Origin of the sequence: Latilactobacillus sp. VITA-14, from assembly GCF_046580785.1 — a bacterium.
Lineage (GTDB): Bacteria > Bacillota > Bacilli > Lactobacillales > Lactobacillaceae > Latilactobacillus > Latilactobacillus curvatus.
Window position 1 is genome coordinate 49824 of sequence record NZ_JBJKTM010000003.1, and the last position, 18205, is coordinate 68028.

Sequence of the window (18205 nt, forward strand, 5' to 3'; positions counted from 1 at the left end):
GGAGGTACTTTATTGCGGAAGGAAGTCGGCCATGCCAAAACTGACAAACAACATTCGATTAATGCTCGGCAGCATCATTGTTGCCATTGCCTTACTAGTTGGTGGGTATTGGTCTACCTCAGCTCGGCATCAAACACACCAAGCCGCAGTCACGTCCTCTACCAAATCACAATCGCATGCGAGGCAACAATCGATAAAATCAAAAAAAGCGGCTCACCCGACACCAATTGACTGGCGTGCGCCTTCCGAAAACAAACCATATCCTAATTTAGACGAACAACCTGATTTATGGGTCGACGTTTCAATTGCACAGCAACGTGTCTACCTTAAAAATGGCAATGATCTTTTGTACACAATGCATGCTTCGACCGGTTCCCCTGAGTCACCCACACCAACTGGTACCTTCTATATCGAAGCTGAACACGGCGACTCATTTTTCAATGCAAATTCCGGGGAAGGTGCCAAATATTGGCGCTCTTTCCTAGATCATGGTATTTATCTTTTTCACAGTGTGCCCACAGATGAAGCTGGCAATTTCATTCCAGAAGAAGCAGAGCAATTAGGCAAAAAAGCTAATTCACACGGCTGTATCCGTTTATCAGTAGCTGATGCCCAATGGTTCTATACCGCAATTCCATATAATACAAAAGTCGTCATTCACTAGCTTGAATGACGACTTTTTACTTAATAACGTTCAAAAGGAGATGCCCTGATGACTCAGACAACCCAACAAACGATTGCCACGGCTTTTAAACAATTAATGGTTGAACAACCTTTTAATAAAACTAGCGTCACCACCATCATGAATAAAACTGGCATTCGACGCCAAACCTTTTATGATTATTTCCCTGATAAATATGCGTTATTAGATTGGATTTACGATCAAGAAATCGGTGTCTACATCGACGAGCATCTCAGCTATATCCATTGGACACAGGTGTTGGCGCAACTATTTAACTACTTCGATGCTAACCGCGCCTTCTATCAAAATGCTTTGTCGATTGAAGGGCAAAACGCCTTCGAACGCCATTTTATTCATCACGTCCATCAACTGATTAATCGGATTATTCAAGATCTTGCTAGCGCCCATCACATTACGTTATCCACCGACTACCAAGCCTTTTTACTTAGTTTTCTTTCCAACGCATTAGTTGCTTACACCGCTGAATGGCTCCGCAGTCGTCATCCCCAATCAGTTTCAAAAGTAATCACTGCCCTAAAAATGACATTAACTGATACAATTAACGGTTTATTATTACGGACAGGACACTTATATGAACAACGGTAATTATAAGATAATCCCATCAAAATTTAATTTCATATTTATTGACCATTCTTAGCGTAGTTGGCTTCCACAGCTGCTTTTTCTGCTTGCCACCAGTCTTCATTGTCACGATACCAGTCGATGGTATGTTGTAAGCCTGATTTAAAATCAGTGAATTCTGGTTGCCAGCCTAATTCTTCCCGTAATTTCGTTGAATCGATGGCATACCGTAAGTCATGACCTGGACGGTCTTTAACTTGATCGTAAGCATCTTTGGGTTGCCCCATTAATTCTAAGATTAATTCCAAAACATCTTTGTTATTTTGTTCGCCGTCGGCACCGATTAAGTAGGTTTCACCGATTTTGCCTTTGGTTAAAATTGCCCAAACGGCGCTTGAGTGATCATTCGTATGAATCCAGTCACGCACGTTTTGTCCTGAACCGTAAAGTTTTGGTCGAATCCCACTTAAAGTATTGGTAATTTGACGAGGAATGAATTTTTCAATATGTTGATAAGGACCGTAGTTATTTGAACAGTTTGAAATGGTTGCTTGTAAGCCGAATGAACGGACCCAAGCTCGGACTAACAAGTCTGAGCTCACCTTTGATGATGAATAAGGGCTACTTGGGTTATAACGCGTTTCAGGCGTGAATTTTTCACCAACGCCTTCGCCGTGTCCTGGTAAGTCTTCACGCAATGGTAAATCACCGTATACTTCATCGGTTGAAACGTGATGATAACGCACATTATACTTCCGACAAGCTTCGATCAACGTATATGAACCGATGATGTTCGTTTGAATAAAAGGTGAAGGATCTTTCAAAGAGTTATCATTGTGACTTTCGGCAGCATAGTGTACCACTGCGTCTGTCTTTTGAACTAACTTATCGACTAATTCAGCGTCACAGATATCGCCAACAACTAATTCCACACGGTCTGCGGGTAAACCGGCCAAGTTCGCACGGTTCCCAGCGTAAGTTAATTTATCTAAAACCGTCACGTGAACTTCTGGGTGGTTATTGACCACATAGTGCACGAAGTTAGAACCGATAAAGCCGGCCCCACCAGTAACAATAATATTTTTCAACCTGAATCCTCCTAATAATATGTTAATCATAGTATTCATTCTTAATTTATTTAAATATAACAGCAATATCTATTTAATACATAGCTTACCGTATTTTAAAATCACATTACCGTCCTCAACAATATTTTAAAGTTATTACTAGTTACATTATTAAAAATCATCTTTTCTTTTGAATATTATTCTATATAAAAAACTGCTTAAACTCAGTCTCCAAAACAGACATCATTTTAAGCAGTTTTTACTTCTTATTTAATCTTCAACGGTGCTAATTGGGCTTCAATTGCAGCTAAATCCGTCCCTGCTTGCAACAATGCCGCTGCCGTATAGCAACCTTCGATTAAAGCAACATCGTATAGATGCACCGTTTTATCCGTTAGTTCTTGGGCCAATTCGAGGTTCATCTTAGCGCTCCCTAAGTCGTAGAAGGCTAACAATTCTTGCCCGGCATTGGCTTCAAAAGCACTTTGAATCTTCATTGCGCTAGTCCCAATACCACCTTCGTCCGTGCCACCAGCAGTCGTTACTGAAACATCAGCGGCAACTTCTTTAATTAAACGCGCTACACCGGCCGCAATTTCTGGTACGTGAGAAACAATCACAACACCATATTCACTCATGATAATACCCCCGCCATTAACATTGTAGTAAATAAATACCCACTAGAAGCCGCCCCTGGATCAACATGTCCGATTGAGCGTTCACCGACATAAGATGCCCGACCTTTGGTTGCTTGCATATCTTTGGTCGATTCGACGGCAGCTTCAATTGCAGCCACATCTAAAGTACCATCTTCAACCGCTTTGACAACGGGAGCCCAAACGTCAATCAACGTCTTTTCACCAACTTGTGCATGTCCGCGTTTTTGAATTCCTTCTAAACCGGCTGCCAACAATGGGCCGACTTCAAGTGTCGTACTGCTTAGTTTTGCCATTTCTAAAAAGGCTGTCCCATAGAGTGGACCAGAAGCCCCACCAACTTTGCTGATGAGCATCATCGCAGTCGTTTTCAAAATACCTTGTACATCGGTTGGCTGTTGCTTGGTCAATGCGTCATGCACAGCTAACAAGCCCCGCGACATGTTATTACCGTGATCACCATCACCAATCGGTGTATCAAGTTCACTTAGATAATCTTTTTCAGCTTGGATTTTTGCATCAAACAATTCAAGCCATTTCAATGTACTTTCAACTGTTAACATGGTATCTCTCCTTTACCAACCAATCGTTGTGACTGGTTCATCTAATTTAGCAACCCAACCAGGTTCAATTAATTTCATAATTGTTAATGACACACCGGCCATATCTAAAGAGGTCATATAATTGCCGATTTTTGTGAAGTCGACTTCAACATTTTCAGCGGCCAAGAGGTCCAAGACATCATTCATAAAGACATATTGTTCCATCAGTGGTGTTGCACCTAAGCCATTTACCATGACCGCAAAATGTTCGCCGGCCGTCATGTGGTGGGCTTCTTTTAACTTGCCGACTAATTCAGTTGCTAGGTGTTTCGAATCTTGTAATTTTTCACGGCGATAACCTGGTTCACCGTGAATCCCTACACCATATTCAATCTCATCAGGCGCTAATTCAAACCCCGGTTTTCCGACCTCAGGAACGGTTGCGCCAGATAAGGCGACCCCGATTGTCTTAATATTCGGTGTAATTTGGTGCGCTAATTCTTCAATTGCTTCGATACCAGCACCTTGACGGGCATAAGCACCCAGAATCTTGTGGACGAAGATTGTCCCCGCAACACCACGGCGTCCTTGCGTATACGTACTATTTTCAACAGCAATGTCGTCATCAACAACGATTGAGCGGACATCAATATCATCCATAGCTGCCATATCCTTCGCCATTTCAAAATTCATCACATCGCCTGAATAATTCTTAATGACTAAGAACACACCACGGCCCGCGTCAGCTGCTTTAATTGCTTCATAAATTTGATCAGGTGTTGGTGATGTAAAGACTTGTCCGCACACAGCGGCAGTCAACATGCCATCGCCGACAAAACCAGCGTGCGTTGGTTCATGACCACTACCGCCCCCACTGACAATCCCGACTTGTGGCCGATGTTTTAAATCGGCGATTTTCATCACTGCTTCTGTTCCTGGAATTTGTTTGAGTTGGTCTGGATAACTCCGCACTAAACCTTGGACCATCTCCGTTACAATTTGGCTTGGATCATTCATTATTTTTTTCATAGTAACCTCCTCTTAAATATAACTTCAGTCTATGTTACCGCTGTCATTTATGCAACGGACAAAGCTTGGAAACTGTCCGAAAGCACTTCAAATAAAAAAAGCACCCGCACAATTAACCTGTCCGGGTGCTATCAAATCGTTTAAGCTAAGCGATCTGCATTCTTTGTTAAGTAATTACCGTAGCTAACACTTAACGTCTTATTTTCAATATCAACTTTATCAACCTTCAAGATTGATGTGTAATCATCAACCATCCGATTGCCTTCGAAATCTGATTCAGCAAAGACAGAAATGCCAACCATTTCAGAATCAAACTCTTCAATCAAGCTCTTCATCCCATTGACGGTGCCGCCGCCTTTCATGAAATCATCGACAATTAAGACTTTGGAATTTTCAGGTAAACTGCGCTTTGAAAGTTCCATCTTTTCGATACGGGCTGATGAACCAGAAACATAGTTCACACTGACCGTTGAACCTTCAGTAATTTTTGAATCACGGCGCACAATTACAAATGGCACATTTAAGTACATCGCAACGCTCTGTGCGATTGGAATTCCCTTTGTTGCAACGGTCATAACAGCCGTCACTTCTTTACCCACATATTGGTTGGCGATTAAACGCCCAACTTGCCGTAATACTTCTGGACGTCCAAGTAAGTCTGATAAATAGACGTAACCACCAGGCAATAAGCGATCATTTTCTGAAAGCCGTTGTGCCATCTCAGCGATAAAAGCTTCTGCTTCATCTTGTTTAATCATTGGCATGTAGCGCACACCACCAGCAGCGCCCGGAACCGTTTCTAAGATCCCTGTGCCACGATTAAAAAAGGTCCGCTTCACAATTGATAAATCTTCACTGATTGATGACTTAGCTGATTCGTAACGGTTTGAAAAGAATGTCAATGGAATCAACGTATGTGGTCTTTCTAATAAATAGCGTGTCATATCGATTAATCGATCGCTTCTTCTAACTTTCATGTTGAATACCCCTCTATATATTACTTTACTGTTATTTCCGAAAAAAACTGTCTACCAATCAATTATATAGAAATCTTCGGTTAAATCCTAGTCTTTTAAAAAAAAAAGAGCTTAATTGTTCGCTTTTATCCCATTAAAGCGATTCCCACGCCAATTAAAAACGCCTCAACCATTTGATTGTCGGCGTTTTATTATGGTTTCAATGGTTTAACCAGATATACCTCAGCGCAAAATCCGGACGTACTATTATAAATCCGTTGAGCCCGTGAATACTGACTACAGATACCAAATACCGTTGGACCACTACCACTCATCTGAGCGACATCCGCACCAAACTGCAATAACCGCTCACTTAATTGCTTGATAACTGGATAACGTTCAGTCGTAATCGGTGCTAAAACATTCCCCATATTGCGAGTCATTGCATTTAAATCTCCAGCTTCAACGGCTGCAACCAGCGCCTCAGTTTGTGGATGCTGTTGAATCTGGTCGCAATCCAATGCACGAATAATCCGCGGCGTCGAAACACTGACTTCCGGTTTCACGACAACGACCCAAAAATTCGGTAATGATCCGAGTGGTTTGATCTGATCGCCTTTGCCAGTGACAAGGGCGGTTTCTCCATATACGCAATATGGCACATCCGAATCAATTTGTAGCCCTAATCGCGCCAAGTGTTCGCGTGTTAAACCAAGTTGCCATAGTTCGTTTAACCCCCGTAAAACAGCGGCTGCATCAGAACTTCCGCCGCCTAAGCCAGCCGCAACTGGAATATGCTTATCAATTTCAATTAAAGCACCGGTTGGAATCTGATAGGTGTGTTGTAATAATTGAGCTGCTTTGTAGGCCAGGTTACGCTGATCTTCTGGCAAAAAGCCACTTGATGTGCGGACCTCAATTGCGGGATCATCGCGTAATGTTATCTGAACATAGTCTGCCAAATCAATCGACGTCATCACCATCTGCCACTCGGGTTCCCCATCGTCATGTAGAAAGAGTGCATCTAAGCTGAGATTGATTTTAGCAGGTGCTTTTTCAATTCGTTGCATCACATTCACCTTTTACCTAGCATTTAATTGTTTCATTATACTCATATCTGCTTGTAAAAACCAACCTTTTAACAATGCATCCAAAAAAGCACTGACAATCATCTGTCAGTGCTCTTCAGTCGACATTATTGATTATCTTTTACCATAATCTTATGTCTAAATTCATTCATTAAATCAAGCATCTGTTTGGCATTTTTCTTGCCAAACGTCTCCATCCATGAGGCAAACCGATTATGGATCTTCGGATTTAATTCTTCAACTGTTTTTTGACCAGACGGCGTTAAATTTAAAATCAACCGGCGCCGATCATCGGGATCAATTTCTTGTGTAATATAGTCTAATTTAAGTAAAACACGAATCTGTCGAGAAATTGCACCGCGTGTTACGCCTCGTTTTTTAGCAATATCAATTAGACTCACTGAATTATCATCAGCAATCTCTTTCATAATCAGATATTGTTCAAAAGACAATTGGTAAGCTTGCGTTGGTTCAGAAACCAAGTCTTCGACATATTTAATTGACGACATGTAAAGTTCAACGTATTCATCCAACAATTGACTATCTTTCACAATATTTCCCACCTTTTTATTTATTTTCTTAACTGTACCACAAATCTTTAAGCTTGACTATTTGGTGTTTGCGTTAACTTTTGTTTTAACTCTCCGCCGAATAGGCCTGCGAAGAACACCCCACAAAAGACAAGTAAGATAAACAAGACTAATCCGAGTTGACCACCGTTACCATTAACGACTTGTTCAAAGCCACTAATCGTGTAGGTCCCTGGTAAGAAGATTGCTACGCCACGATAGAAGCCTGATAACATATCGTTCGGGAAGAGTCCCCCTGTAATGATGAGTTGTAAGAACAATAACCCGAAGGCCATTAAAATTCCCATCGTTCCAAAAAGTTTATCCAATGCTAAACATGCAAGGGTAAAGACCGCACTCGTCATCATGCTTAAGACGAAGAACGCGAACGGTTGTGCAATCGTCAATCCAAAAAGGTTTGCAAAGATATCAATTAATAAGGCTTGTGCGACAACTACGCCAGCGACAACCAACATCCGTTGCTTAAGACCACTATGTGCTAATGTTTCACCATAGCGATAAAGTGTTAATTGCGTCAACATTGCCCCAACAAAGAAGACAAGTGTTAAGACTAATGGCGAGAAGGTATTAATTAATGCGCCATGATTTGTATCTGATAGTAATTGATCTTTGACTGGTTGCACGAAATGTTCTACATTTGCGGAACCTGTTGAAAGATTGGCAACTTGCTTGCTACCATCGATTAACTTGACGTTTAATAAGCTAATCCCAGCACCTGCTTGGCCTAAGCCAGTCGTTAATTGTCCAGCACCATCTGCCAATAAGCCTGAACCCTCGTTAATTTGTGTAATGCCAGAAACAAGCGTTGGTGCCTTTTGATTTAATTCTTGTAAACCATTCGTTAATTGATGGCTACCATTGTTGAGCTGTTGGACGCCACTACCAAGTTGACTTTGTAGTGTTTGCAATCCATTATTCAATTGTTGGCCACCATCATTGAGTTGTTGCACACCACTTGCCAAAGCTGGTGTTTGCCCATTTAATGTTTGTAGACCAGCTTTTAATTGTTGACCACCATTGTTAAGTTGATTGTTATTAGCAACTAATTGATTGCTCCCCGTAGCTGCGGTTGAAACGCCATTCAGATAAGTTGTCAAGCCCGGCATCAATCCAGGTTGTCCTACCTTACCTTTTAATCCTTCCTGGATTTGAACTAATCCATCATGAATCATGTCAGCGGCTTGAATCCCGCCCATTGTATCAGGCGTATTTCCTTTTTGTTTTAACCCAGTATCAACTTTAGCTAATCCCGATGTTAAGGTATCAATGGCCCGTGTGGCACCATTTAGCGCTAATGGCGCTTGATCTTCGCTTGCCATCTTGGCAATGCCTGCTTTTAATTGCGCCATATTATCAGCGGTCTTCGTTAATTCATCGGATACTGCTTGTAATTGAACGCCGGTATCACTCATATTATTGCCCATCATGCCTAAGTTGGCTTGAATGGCTTGCATGTTCTTTCCTGAAGATTCTAATTGGCTACCAGCATTGAGTAAGTCTTTTTTAGCTGCACCGCCAATCATTATTACTCTCAACGCGATAGAAGGGTTATCAGCCAAGAATGTTTTAAATGTCGGATTGTTTTCGGCTAGATCGTTTAACTTCTGTAATTGTGCACCAGCATCTTGTAAGCTGCTCGCGACACTATCCGTTTTAGCGGTATTGTAAACCTTATCGTTAACTTGACTTAGATTAGACCCACTATCTTGTAACAAATCCCCTGTATTTTTTGTATTATCCGCAATCTTTAATAAGTCTGCATTGATAATTTCGGAATTATCATTATTGGAATGATTCACTTTTTGATCTAACTCTTGAATACCAGCATTTAAAGCGCCTAAACCAGCCTTCAATTGTGTTAATTGTTCTTTATTACCATCAAGACTCGCTTCGATTTCATCAGCTGCCGCAGTCAACTTTTCGCTCAACTGCTTGGTGCCATCAGTTAATTGGTCGACACCGCCATTGATTTGTTGCCCACCAGCTAAAATTGTTTGGTTATTGGCTGCTAATTGGTTTAAACCAGCATTAATTTGACCTGCTCCAGCTGTATAATTTCCAAGCCCAGTTGAAAGTTGCCCAGCACCCGTCGTTAATTGTTGGACTCCACTTTGAAGTGGGGCTGTTTTGCCAGCTAATTGTTGTAAGCCACCTGAAAGTTGTCCTGAACCAGTAACAAGTTGTTGGACACCAGATCCGGTTTTGTCAGATAATTGTTGTAAGCCATCTGAAAGCTGACCTGATCCAGTTGTTAATTGTTGCACGCCACTTGCCAATGGCGCACTACCATCTGCCAATTGTTGTGTCCCACTATGCAACACATTTAAATTATCATAGATTTGTTGGCTCCCATTTGATAATTGACCAGCTGCTGTGTCTAACTTTTTAACGCCATTGCTAGCTTCTTGTACGCCACTGCCTAGCGTGCCGATTGCACCAAGCAAGGCTTGATTATAAGCTTCTTGAATTTTTTGAACGACACTGCCCTTCATTTGGTTCACGACTTGGGTTGTAATCATGCCAGCCATGTAGTTATTTTTCTTAGACGTTTCAACTTTTAACAAGCTGACTTTAGGTGACTTATCTAATGCGGTTGTCGCATTTTTAGAAAAGTCTTTCGGTAAGACAACCTGCATCGCGTATCGGCCGCTAGCTAAGTTCGCTTTTGCATCCTTAGCACTGACAAATTGCCAATCGACCTGGTGATCATTACGCAACGTTTTTAGTACCTGTTGCCCAACTGCCACCTTTTTCCCTTTAAATGTTGCGGATTGATCTTGATTCACAACCGCGACTTTCATATGTTTAATATTAGTGGTCTGTTCGTACTTAATAAAATTAAATGTGATTAGTAATAGTAAAATCGGAATTAAGCAGATCATAATAATGAACCCACCTAACTTCACTTTGTTCTCTCTCCAATTGCCAAACATATTCTTTCTCCCTTTTGTATACGACATAAACATTCTATATGATATTGTTTTATCAAACGAATGTCAACAACTAATCAACCACGTGAAGTATATGGCGATTCGTCAATCTGCCTTTTGAACAAAAAAAAGCACTCAACCCGTTGGTTGAGTGCTACTCTATTCTTCTATTTTAAACTATAGGACAATTGGTTCTTCATCAAACTCAATCTCAATCGATTTCGTTAACAAATCAGCATAGCTGTATGAAACACGTTCAAAAGCATTTTCATCCTGATCTAAATCGACTACAAATACTGCTGGAAAGGTTTCTTTAAGAATTCCCTTTCGCTTTGTAACTTTTTTGCGCCCAGCTTGAGCGACAACCATTAACTTGTCTCCGATATGCCCATCGAGACCGTTCTTAATATTGGCAAGTGTGGTTGGCATTATGCTTCACCTCTTCGAGGGATAGTATACCATATAAACGAAAAATTTGCAATTATACCATTGTACCAACGATTTGGCAATTACTTACTTAGCTTTTTTAGCAAAAATTGGCTGATTATTCAGCGCATCGCTTAATTGGGCAAATTGTTGGATACTCAATTGTTCAGCACGAGCGCTCGGTGCAATCTCGACTGCTTCTAAGGCTGTTGTTAAAGCTACTTTGACTTCATCTTGTTTACCAAATTGATTTTGCAAGTTATTCCATAATGTCTTTCGGCGTTGTGCAAATGCGCCACGAACCAATTGATCAAATAAGGTTTGATTAGCAACTGTTACAAGCGGTGCTTTGCGCCCCACTAATTCAACAATCGCTGAATCAACATTGGGTTGTGGCATAAAGGCTGTCTTGGGCACAATAAAGGCTAAGTTCACTTCTGAATGAAGTTGAACGGCGATACTTAATGAGCCGTATGCCTTTGAACCTGGTTCGGCATTAATCCGTTCAGCAACTTCTTTTTGCATCATTAAGACCATACGATCAATTGGCAATCCTGCTTCAAGTAAGTGCAACATGATTGGCGTCGTAATGTAATAAGGTAAGTTCGCAACGATTTTTAGATTATGCTTACCATCGAATTGTTCAGCGATAATTGTTTTTAAATCCGCTTCAAGAATATCTTGGTTTAAAATCGTGACGTTATGGTAGTGATTCAAAGTATCTTTTAAGACCGGCATTAACCGTTCATCAATTTCAAAACTTAATACTTGATGCGCTTTTCTGGCAATTTGTTCCGTTAAAGAACCGATCCCGGGGCCAATTTCAATCACATCGTCATCTTTGGTGATATCACCAGCTTCAACAATTTGTTTCAAAATGGTGATGTTGGTTAAGAAGTTTTGGCCTAAGCTCTTTTTAAACTTAAAGCCGTAACGTTTGAGAATTTTCCGGGTACGCTCGGGATTTGCAATATCTTCCATATTAATCTCCTAATTCCTGTTTAATTTGTAATAGTGCAGCGCCAAATTCAGCTTGCGTCACTTGGAACATCTTGAGGCGCTTGTAAAGTTGTTTGCTGTTGGTGTAACCGATGTGCAAAATTTCGCCGAGTAATTCGCGCCGCCGCTTTGAATCAGCCCCCGCAATCAAGCCCGCCGTTAATAAATCCGATTGACTGATTTGTTCGTCTGCTTCTTCATCTTGTGTTAATAGATGCTCAAGTGCTTGGACAATCGCCGCTGGTTTTGCGTGTTCAATGCCTAAACTGCCACCTGCTTTTTCCGGACGTGCTTCTGTCCGTGGTAAAAAGGCGTGTTCGACGCCCGGTACATTTTGAGAAATGATTTTACGAATCTTCTCGCCATGAAAATCGGGATCGGTAAAGACAATGACCCCGCGTTTTTCTTGAGCGAGCGCAATTTTTTCGATAATTTCTTCATTGATTGCTGAACCGCGCGTTTCGATTGTCGAAACATCTGGGAAAACTTCCCGTAATCGCTTCGTATCGTCGCGCCCTTCAACAACAATCACTTCTTGAATTGTTTTTTTCATAGTGCTCCTAACTTAAAAATCCGGTGGGCATTCGCATACGTCGCTGCCGCAATTTCTTCTGGTGCCACATCTCTGAGTTTAGCAATCGCTTCTACCACATACCGTGTGTAGCCTGGTTGATTCTGCTTACCACGATAAGGCGTCGGCGTTAAATAAGGTGCGTCCGTTTCAACCAACATCACGTCCAATGGACATGCTTTAGCTGCTTCATGGACTTCATGCGCATTTTTAAAACTGACCACACCGCTGAACGAAATCTGCATGCCAAGATCCATAAACCGTTTCATCCATTCAACATCGCCATTAAAACTGTGGATAATCCCCCCACAATCACGGACATCTGTTTCTTTTAGAATCTTGTACGTATCTTCTAACGCGTCCCGCGTGTGCACTGAAATTGGTATATGCAAGGATTTAGCAATCTCGATTTGCCGTGCAAAAACGGTTTGTTGCACATCGCGTGGCGAAGTATCCCAATGATAATCCAAACCAATTTCACCTAGCGCCACTACTTCTGGTCGTTGTAATTGGTCAGTCAGCACGGTTTCTTCTGCCTTGTGATAATCTTTGGCTGATTCAGGGTGCCAACCGATAATGGCTGATAAAGGTTCATATTGCGCTGCTAAGCGCAAAGCGCCCTCATTTAATACTGTATCTGAACCAACAATCGCCATTTCAACAACACCGAGTTCAGCGGCTTGCGCGATAAAATCAGCTTCTTGCCCTGCATATGGGGTATCATTCAAATGCGTATGTGAATCAAAAATTTGCATTTCAATCTCCTTTTAGTGTCCTCATTCTGACAGTTAAAACGTGCTCTTGCCAGTAGCTTTCTGCGCTTTGTTACACTTTCAAACCGGCGATTCCATCGCCAATTCGCCAAGTTAGACAAATGCTCAAAAGCTAACCACTGGCAACACACTCTTTTCCATTAAAAAGGCTAAAAGGCCTACAGAATGTAAATGCCTTTTAGCCCTTTTGACGTTTCTGTTATTTTAAATTAACCGATTTGTGAGCCGTTCACCAAGTTGTTTGGCACAACTGCTAATTCAACTTGTCCGTCATGTTCTGCTGATAACAACATCCCTTGGCTCAATTCGCCACGCAATTTACGTGGTTTCAAGTTCGTGACGGCTAAGACTTTCTTACCGACTAACGCTTCATAGTCTGGATAGAATTCAGCAATGCCGGAAACGATTTGGCGATCACCTTGATCCCCAGCATCTAGACGGAATTTCAATAGTTTATCAGCGCCTTCAACCTTGGCAACTGCCTTAATTTCAGCAACGCGAATTTCGGTTTGATCGAAATCTTCAAACTTGATGGCGTCCTTTTCACTGACTAATGTTGTTGCTTTTGGATCGAATTCAGCTTTGGCTTCAGCTGCTTGTTGCTTAGCCTTCACTTTTTCGTTCACTAAGCCCGCTTTTTGCGCTTGACCCATTTGATCCTTAATATATGCGACTTCTTCATCCAAGTCTAAACGTGGGAAGATTGGGGTCCCTTTAGCAACCACTTGAATATTGGCTGGGAATGTCCCATAAACCAATTCACGTTGCGCAACTTGATCGAAATCAAGCCCTAATTGTGCAAACATATCGCGTGGTGCATGCGTCATCACAGGTTGTAATAAGAGCGCAACAATCCGTAAACTCTCAGCCAAGTGGGCTAAGACACTATCGAGTTCCGCTTTGCGGCTGTCATCTTTTGCCAAGACCCATGGTTCTGTTTCATCGATGTACTTATTCGCCCGGCTGATTAATTGCCAAACGGTATCTAAGGCATCAGAGAACTTCAATTGATCCATTAAGCTGGTATATTGTTCGATTGTTTCTGTAGCTGTCTTTTGTAAGTCTGCATCAAATGGTGTCACGTCAGCTTGATACGCTGGCACTGCCCCATTATCATACTTGTTAATCATTGCAACGGTCCGGTTCAATAAGTTGCCTAAATCGTTGGCAAGATCGTAGTTAATCCGGCTGACAAAGTCTTCCGGTGTAAATGTCCCATCATTACCAAATGGAATCGCGCGCATTAAATAGTAACGTAAAGCATCTAGACCATAACGTTCCACTAACATTTCAGGATAAACTACGTTGCCTTTTGATTTAGACATTTTACCGTCTTTCATCAACAACCAACCATGACCAAAAATTTGTTTTGGTAATGGCAAGTCTAGAGCCATCAAGAAGATTGGCCAATAAATCGTATGGAATCGTACGATTTCTTTCCCAACTAGATGCACATCAGCAGGCCAGTATTTATTAAACAATTCGTCGTTGTCTGAACCGTACCCAAGCGCTGTGATATAGTTTGATAACGCATCTAACCACACGTAAACCACGTGCTTCGGATTACTTGAAACGTGAATTCCCCAGTCAAATGAGATTCGAGAAACCGATAAGTCTTCCAAACCAGGTTTGATAAAGTTATTGATCATTTCATTACGCCGTGACGCCGGTTCGATGAAATCTGGGTGTTCTTCATAATAAGCCAATAAGCGATCAGCATACTTGCTCATCTTAAACTTGTAAGTTTCTTCAGCGACCCGTTGAACTTCATGACCAGATGGGGCTTTCCCACCGATCACATTGCCATCGTCGTCTTTATAAACTTCTGCTAATTGTGATTCAGTGAAGTATTCTTCATCAGAAACAGAATACCAACCTTCGTATTTACCAAGATAGATATCGCCTTGCGCTAATAACTTGTCGAAGATTTTTTGAACCGCTTTGACATGGTATTCATCCGTTGTCCGAATAAATTTGTCATTTGAAATTTCAAGAGTTTGCCATAATGCCTTGATGTCTTTAGCCATGCCATCAACATATTCTTGTGGGGCTAAATGCTTTTCAGCTGCTTTTTGTTCGAGTTTCAAGCCGTGTTCGTCCGTCCCCGTCAAGAAGAAGACATCAAAGCCCATCAAGCGTTTATAACGCGCGATGACATCGGCGGCGATTGTTGTATATGAGTTACCAATCGTTAATTTACCAGATGGATAATAGATTGGGGTCGTTACGTAAAATGTTGGTTTTGTCTCTGCCATTAGGTTCGCTCCTTAATTAAAAAAACGAGAATCTTAACAATTCTCGACTTGCTTAAATAATGCCATATAAGTAATCAAAGTATAGCACAAAAGAGCAGTCATTTAAACGACAACTCACACTAAGCCTTCATTAAAATAAATCAATCTGTTCAGGCGCTTTCGGGGCTAAATCAGGAAATTCTAGCCCAAGTAATTGTTGTAATTGCAAAGCATTATCCGCAGCATCCCCACCAGAATTATTGTTAAAAATCACGGCAACTTGTTCCGCTTGATTTTTAATCTGCCGCACAGCATCCGCAAAAAATTGTAATTCATCTTGATCATAGCGATACAATGTTCGTTGCTTCCGCCATTGGGCACCCGGATTCTGCCACCCGGCCATATTACGACCATGCAGGCGCAACATCGCAAACGCCGGATTGGTGACAACCGGTTCAAACGGCACACTGTTCGTCGGTGTTTGTGCTTCGTCTGTGATGACGTGTGTCATGTTTAGCTGCTTCAAAAAGGCGTACATCTGTTGCTTAAAAGCGTCATCGTACCAGGATTGATGCCGGAATTCGACAGCAATTGGCACATCCGGTAACCACGCGCGAATTTGTCGTAAATATTGACTATTTTCCTGATTCAGTTGAAAAAATGGCGGAAACTGAAATAAGACCGCCTGTAATTGGCCGGCCTTAATTAGCGGTTCAATTGATTGGCGATACCGCACAAACAATTCTTTTTCAGTACTCGTAAACTCGGCGTAGTCTTCTTGGCGGGTCATTGCTTGGTGTGCTTTAACAATGAACTGAAAACTGGCTGGTACTTGCGTCAACCAGTTTGCGCTGACGGTTGGTGCGCGTAAGCCGTAATAAAAACTATCGACCTCCACCACTGGCAGAAATTGCGCGTAGTCGTTTAATGTTAACTGCTTTTTGCTGGGCATTAATGACTGATGTTCTGACCAAGTAGTTAATCCAATTGTTATCATATCCACACCTCTAGAACCGTTGGAATTGTTGAATGAACAAAGCTTCTTGTTCCGTTAAATCCTTCAATGTGACAATTAATTGTTGTCCCATGCGTTTATAATTTAACCGAATCCGCGATAGGCTAAAGTCGATGACTAGCAGCAGCAACATTAAGCTAATGGCGCGCCCCTCAGAAAACGCCACCCCTAAAAGCTGTACCTTGCCCGTTGCAGTTAAGAATTTAAAAATAATGTATAACGAGAACAGTTCTTCGACGACTCTAAAAAAACGAATCCCTTGCAACTTCTTCTTTAAAACCATCAAGACCATCATCGTTTGGTCCTTTGTCATCATAGTGCTTCCTCTCCTTCTCTTGGTTCAGTAATGGGAATTGCTTCAAAAAAAATCATCTGATCTGCATGAAAATCCGTGTCATACCGATTGAGCTGACCGCTTAAAACAGTTGGTAAAATGGCCTGTAAGTCTGCCACAATTCCTTGATTATTAGCAGCTTGTGCCCATTCTGGTTCAAATAATTGAAGCACGCCTTCGCGCATTCCGACCGGATAAAGTGGTAGTTGCACCGTTGGTAAAATATCGACTAAAAAAATGTCAATCGGTGCAATCGTTTCACCGTCGATGTGCCAATCAATCCACCCCGCATTTTGGAGTGTGTATTGGTTGGTTTGTAAACCCGTTTCTTCAAATAACTCCCGTTGCATACCACTGATTGGCGTCTCATCGGGTTCTGTTTTGCCACCAATGCCATTCCAAAGCCCAGCAAATGGGGGCTTAATCCGATTCAATAATAGTAAAGTCCCGCGATAGCGAATTACCGCTAAATTATAGCGTCGTTTAGTCACAGTTCAATAGCCTCACATCTCATAAATTAGTTTCATTTTAGCATATTAAGCAAAAGAGTGCTGACTGTCGCGGTTAGTAATTGAGCATTAATTCAAAAATAGGGATTATGGCGCCCTTCAGCCATGATTGCCATTTTTAGGTTAACCGGAAAAGGCAGTTCGAATCGGCACGTTTCAATCAAAAAAGAGCGCTCCGTCTCCGTTTCGCTCTTTCCACATTATTTTTCTTCTGCTTCTTTCATCGCCTTCATCAATTTTACTTGATATTGTTTCGAAATTAAAATTAACGTTTGGTATAAATCCCTTACGTAATCTGCGAGTGCTGGATCTTTAACCGCAGCAAGGCGCGCATCCATCACCGCTTTTTCGCGTTGGATGTCCGTCAAGCCGATTTTTTGTTCATGCTTGATTGTTGCAATTTGCTTGGTGACTTGCATGCGTTCTTCAAATAAAACCGCCAATTGGGCATCAATTGCATCAATTTTTTGATAGTGTTCAGTTAACATGGGCTCACTCCTTAGTTGCTAGTGCGGCAAAAACGGGTGTCGCATCCGCTTGTATCATAGTGACTGGCATTTCAAATTGTAATGCCTCTTGATTAATCGCTACTAATTGGGCATCTGGACGGCGATATTCAATTAAACTTGCAAATGGGTACACACGAAATGACGTCCCGACCACGACAATTAAATCCGCCGCTTCAATCGCCTGAATCGACCGTTCAATCACCGTCGGATCAATCGGTTCTTCATATAAAACGATATTTGGTCGCAAAATCCCACCACAATCTTGATGATGCATATCCTTTAAATAGGCCTGATAAGGCACTGCTTGGCCACACTTTTGGCAGCTGACACGGTATAAACTACCATGAAATTCAATCACATCCCGCGCGCCTGCTTTTGTGTGCAACCCATCAACATTTTGGGTGATAATCTGCCCCTTTTGATTCGCAATCGTCGCCATCACTTGGTGAATGACATTTGGGTTTGCTTCAGGAAAATACATCTGCTGCGTGACAAATTCATAAAAACTGGCTGGATTGGTGATTAAATTCGTGTGACTTAATAAATATTCTGGATTGGCTTGCTGATGATACAACCCCGTTTTCGATCGATAATCTGGAATGCCAGAAGCCGTTGACACGCCCGCACCCGTCAAGAAAACAACATGCTGTGCCGCATGCAACATTGATTTAAAAGTCATCACCATCACTCCTTTTTAACGTGCTTTTAATTCG

20 protein-coding genes are annotated in these 18205 nt (G+C 41.8%); 2 read left to right on the top strand and 18 right to left on the bottom strand.

Annotated elements, in window-relative coordinates:
* The first annotated feature begins 31 nt into the window (after window positions 1–31).
* Entirely contained in the window at window positions 32–664 is a 633-nt protein-coding gene (locus ACF1X7_RS02180) for a L,D-transpeptidase (protein ID WP_004270357.1), read from the top strand.
* 48 nt (window positions 665–712) lie between these two features.
* Entirely contained in the window at window positions 713–1288 is a 576-nt protein-coding gene (gene dhaS / locus ACF1X7_RS02185) for a dihydroxyacetone kinase transcriptional activator DhaS (protein ID WP_004270365.1), read from the top strand.
* A gap of 35 nt (window positions 1289–1323) precedes the next feature.
* Here the strand turns inward: dhaS and rfbB are convergent, their stop codons facing one another.
* The 18 genes from rfbB to ACF1X7_RS02275 all read right to left on the bottom strand — a co-directional run bounded on the left by rfbB (window position 1324) and on the right by ACF1X7_RS02275 (window position 18174).
* Window positions 1324–2352, bottom strand: coding sequence for a dTDP-glucose 4,6-dehydratase (rfbB, locus tag ACF1X7_RS02190; RefSeq protein WP_411162389.1), 1029 nt, complete (start codon window positions 2350–2352; stop codon window positions 1324–1326).
* A 245-nt stretch (window positions 2353–2597) separates the two neighbouring features.
* On the bottom strand, window positions 2598–2969 hold the full coding sequence (dhaM, locus tag ACF1X7_RS02195) for a dihydroxyacetone kinase phosphoryl donor subunit DhaM (protein WP_039099616.1): 372 nt from the start codon (window positions 2967–2969) through the stop codon (window positions 2598–2600).
* Entirely contained in the window at window positions 2966–3550 is a 585-nt protein-coding gene (gene dhaL, locus ACF1X7_RS02200; protein ID WP_039098096.1) for a dihydroxyacetone kinase subunit DhaL, read from the bottom strand. The genes dhaM and dhaL overlap by 4 nt, the downstream gene beginning before the upstream one ends.
* Window positions 3551–3562: 12 nt before the next feature.
* The gene (gene dhaK, locus ACF1X7_RS02205; RefSeq protein ID WP_411162390.1) at window positions 3563–4558 is read right to left on the bottom strand and encodes a dihydroxyacetone kinase subunit DhaK; all 996 of its coding nucleotides are present in this window, start codon (window positions 4556–4558) and stop codon (window positions 3563–3565) included.
* Between the two features lie 140 nt (window positions 4559–4698).
* A complete protein-coding gene (gene purR, locus ACF1X7_RS02210) occupies window positions 4699–5535 on the bottom strand; it encodes a pur operon repressor (protein WP_004270382.1) in 837 nt (278 codons plus the stop codon).
* A 191-nt stretch (window positions 5536–5726) separates the two neighbouring features.
* The gene (ispE, locus tag ACF1X7_RS02215; RefSeq protein WP_039098098.1) at window positions 5727–6584 is read right to left on the bottom strand and encodes a 4-(cytidine 5'-diphospho)-2-C-methyl-D-erythritol kinase; all 858 of its coding nucleotides are present in this window, start codon (window positions 6582–6584) and stop codon (window positions 5727–5729) included.
* A 125-nt stretch (window positions 6585–6709) separates the two neighbouring features.
* Window positions 6710–7153, bottom strand: a complete 444-nt coding sequence (locus tag ACF1X7_RS02220; RefSeq protein ID WP_237023245.1) for a MarR family winged helix-turn-helix transcriptional regulator — start codon at window positions 7151–7153, stop codon at window positions 6710–6712.
* Between the two features lie 47 nt (window positions 7154–7200).
* Complete coding sequence (locus ACF1X7_RS02225; protein ID WP_411162391.1) at window positions 7201–10125, bottom strand: YhgE/Pip family protein; 2925 nt, start codon at window positions 10123–10125, stop codon at window positions 7201–7203.
* 174 nt (window positions 10126–10299) lie between these two features.
* A complete protein-coding gene (locus tag ACF1X7_RS02230; protein WP_004270360.1) occupies window positions 10300–10551 on the bottom strand; it encodes a Veg family protein in 252 nt (83 codons plus the stop codon).
* An 84-nt stretch (window positions 10552–10635) separates the two neighbouring features.
* On the bottom strand, window positions 10636–11529 hold the full coding sequence (gene rsmA, locus ACF1X7_RS02235) for a 16S rRNA (adenine(1518)-N(6)/adenine(1519)-N(6))-dimethyltransferase RsmA (protein WP_039098101.1): 894 nt from the start codon (window positions 11527–11529) through the stop codon (window positions 10636–10638).
* 1 nt (window position 11530) lies between these two features.
* Window positions 11531–12100 (bottom strand): ribonuclease M5, encoded by a 570-nt coding sequence (gene rnmV / locus ACF1X7_RS02240; protein WP_004270377.1) that lies wholly within the window; start codon window positions 12098–12100, stop codon window positions 11531–11533.
* On the bottom strand, window positions 12097–12873 hold the full coding sequence (locus ACF1X7_RS02245) for a TatD family hydrolase (RefSeq protein WP_253732382.1): 777 nt from the start codon (window positions 12871–12873) through the stop codon (window positions 12097–12099). The genes rnmV and ACF1X7_RS02245 overlap by 4 nt, the downstream gene beginning before the upstream one ends.
* 227 nt (window positions 12874–13100) lie before the next feature.
* Entirely contained in the window at window positions 13101–15146 is a 2046-nt protein-coding gene (gene metG, locus ACF1X7_RS02250; protein ID WP_004270356.1) for a methionine--tRNA ligase, read from the bottom strand.
* Between the two features lie 130 nt (window positions 15147–15276).
* The gene (locus ACF1X7_RS02255) at window positions 15277–16122 is read right to left on the bottom strand and encodes a DUF72 domain-containing protein (protein ID WP_065825324.1); all 846 of its coding nucleotides are present in this window, start codon (window positions 16120–16122) and stop codon (window positions 15277–15279) included.
* Window positions 16123–16132: 10 nt separating this feature from the next.
* Window positions 16133–16453, bottom strand: a complete 321-nt coding sequence (locus tag ACF1X7_RS02260; protein WP_253732384.1) for a hypothetical protein — start codon at window positions 16451–16453, stop codon at window positions 16133–16135.
* Window positions 16453–16965, bottom strand: a complete 513-nt coding sequence (locus ACF1X7_RS02265) for an NUDIX domain-containing protein (RefSeq protein ID WP_411162392.1) — start codon at window positions 16963–16965, stop codon at window positions 16453–16455. Before ACF1X7_RS02265 ends, ACF1X7_RS02260 begins: the two co-directional genes overlap by 1 nt.
* A 218-nt stretch (window positions 16966–17183) precedes the next feature.
* Window positions 17184–17471, bottom strand: a complete 288-nt coding sequence (locus ACF1X7_RS02270) for a chorismate mutase (RefSeq protein ID WP_004270383.1) — start codon at window positions 17469–17471, stop codon at window positions 17184–17186.
* Window positions 17472–17475: 4 nt separating this feature from the next.
* Window positions 17476–18174: an NAD-dependent protein deacylase gene (locus tag ACF1X7_RS02275; protein WP_375710860.1), complete on the bottom strand. Its 699-nt coding sequence runs from the start codon at window positions 18172–18174 to the stop codon at window positions 17476–17478.
* Window positions 18175–18205: the final 31 nt, after the last annotated feature.

What these genes read in the sequence shown, in the direction of transcription:
- ACF1X7_RS02180 (WP_004270357.1), top strand. Translation starts at nt 32, where the DNA reads ATGCCAAAACTGACAAACAACATTCGATTAATGCTCGGCAGCATCATT.
- dhaS (WP_004270365.1), top strand. Translation starts at nt 713, where the DNA reads ATGACTCAGACAACCCAACAAACGATTGCCACGGCTTTTAAACAATTA.
- dhaM (WP_039099616.1), bottom strand. Translation starts at nt 2,969, where the DNA reads ATGAGTGAATATGGTGTTGTGATTGTTTCTCACGTACCAGAAATTGCG.
- dhaL (WP_039098096.1), bottom strand. Translation starts at nt 3,550, where the DNA reads ATGTTAACAGTTGAAAGTACATTGAAATGGCTTGAATTGTTTGATGCA.
- dhaK (WP_411162390.1), bottom strand. Translation starts at nt 4,558, where the DNA reads ATGAAAAAAATAATGAATGATCCAAGCCAAATTGTAACGGAGATGGTC.
- purR (WP_004270382.1), bottom strand. Translation starts at nt 5,535, where the DNA reads ATGAAAGTTAGAAGAAGCGATCGATTAATCGATATGACACGCTATTTA.
- ispE (WP_039098098.1), bottom strand. Translation starts at nt 6,584, where the DNA reads ATGCAACGAATTGAAAAAGCACCTGCTAAAATCAATCTCAGCTTAGAT.
- ACF1X7_RS02225 (WP_411162391.1), bottom strand. Translation starts at nt 10,125, where the DNA reads ATGTTTGGCAATTGGAGAGAGAACAAAGTGAAGTTAGGTGGGTTCATT.
- ACF1X7_RS02230 (WP_004270360.1), bottom strand. Translation starts at nt 10,551, where the DNA reads ATGCCAACCACACTTGCCAATATTAAGAACGGTCTCGATGGGCATATC.
- rsmA (WP_039098101.1), bottom strand. Translation starts at nt 11,529, where the DNA reads ATGGAAGATATTGCAAATCCCGAGCGTACCCGGAAAATTCTCAAACGT.
- rnmV (WP_004270377.1), bottom strand. Translation starts at nt 12,100, where the DNA reads ATGAAAAAAACAATTCAAGAAGTGATTGTTGTTGAAGGGCGCGACGAT.
- ACF1X7_RS02245 (WP_253732382.1), bottom strand. Translation starts at nt 12,873, where the DNA reads ATGCAAATTTTTGATTCACATACGCATTTGAATGATACCCCATATGCA.
- metG (WP_004270356.1), bottom strand. Translation starts at nt 15,146, where the DNA reads ATGGCAGAGACAAAACCAACATTTTACGTAACGACCCCAATCTATTAT.
- ACF1X7_RS02255 (WP_065825324.1), bottom strand. Translation starts at nt 16,122, where the DNA reads ATGATAACAATTGGATTAACTACTTGGTCAGAACATCAGTCATTAATG.
- ACF1X7_RS02260 (WP_253732384.1), bottom strand. Translation starts at nt 16,453, where the DNA reads ATGACAAAGGACCAAACGATGATGGTCTTGATGGTTTTAAAGAAGAAG.
- ACF1X7_RS02270 (WP_004270383.1), bottom strand. Translation starts at nt 17,471, where the DNA reads ATGTTAACTGAACACTATCAAAAAATTGATGCAATTGATGCCCAATTG.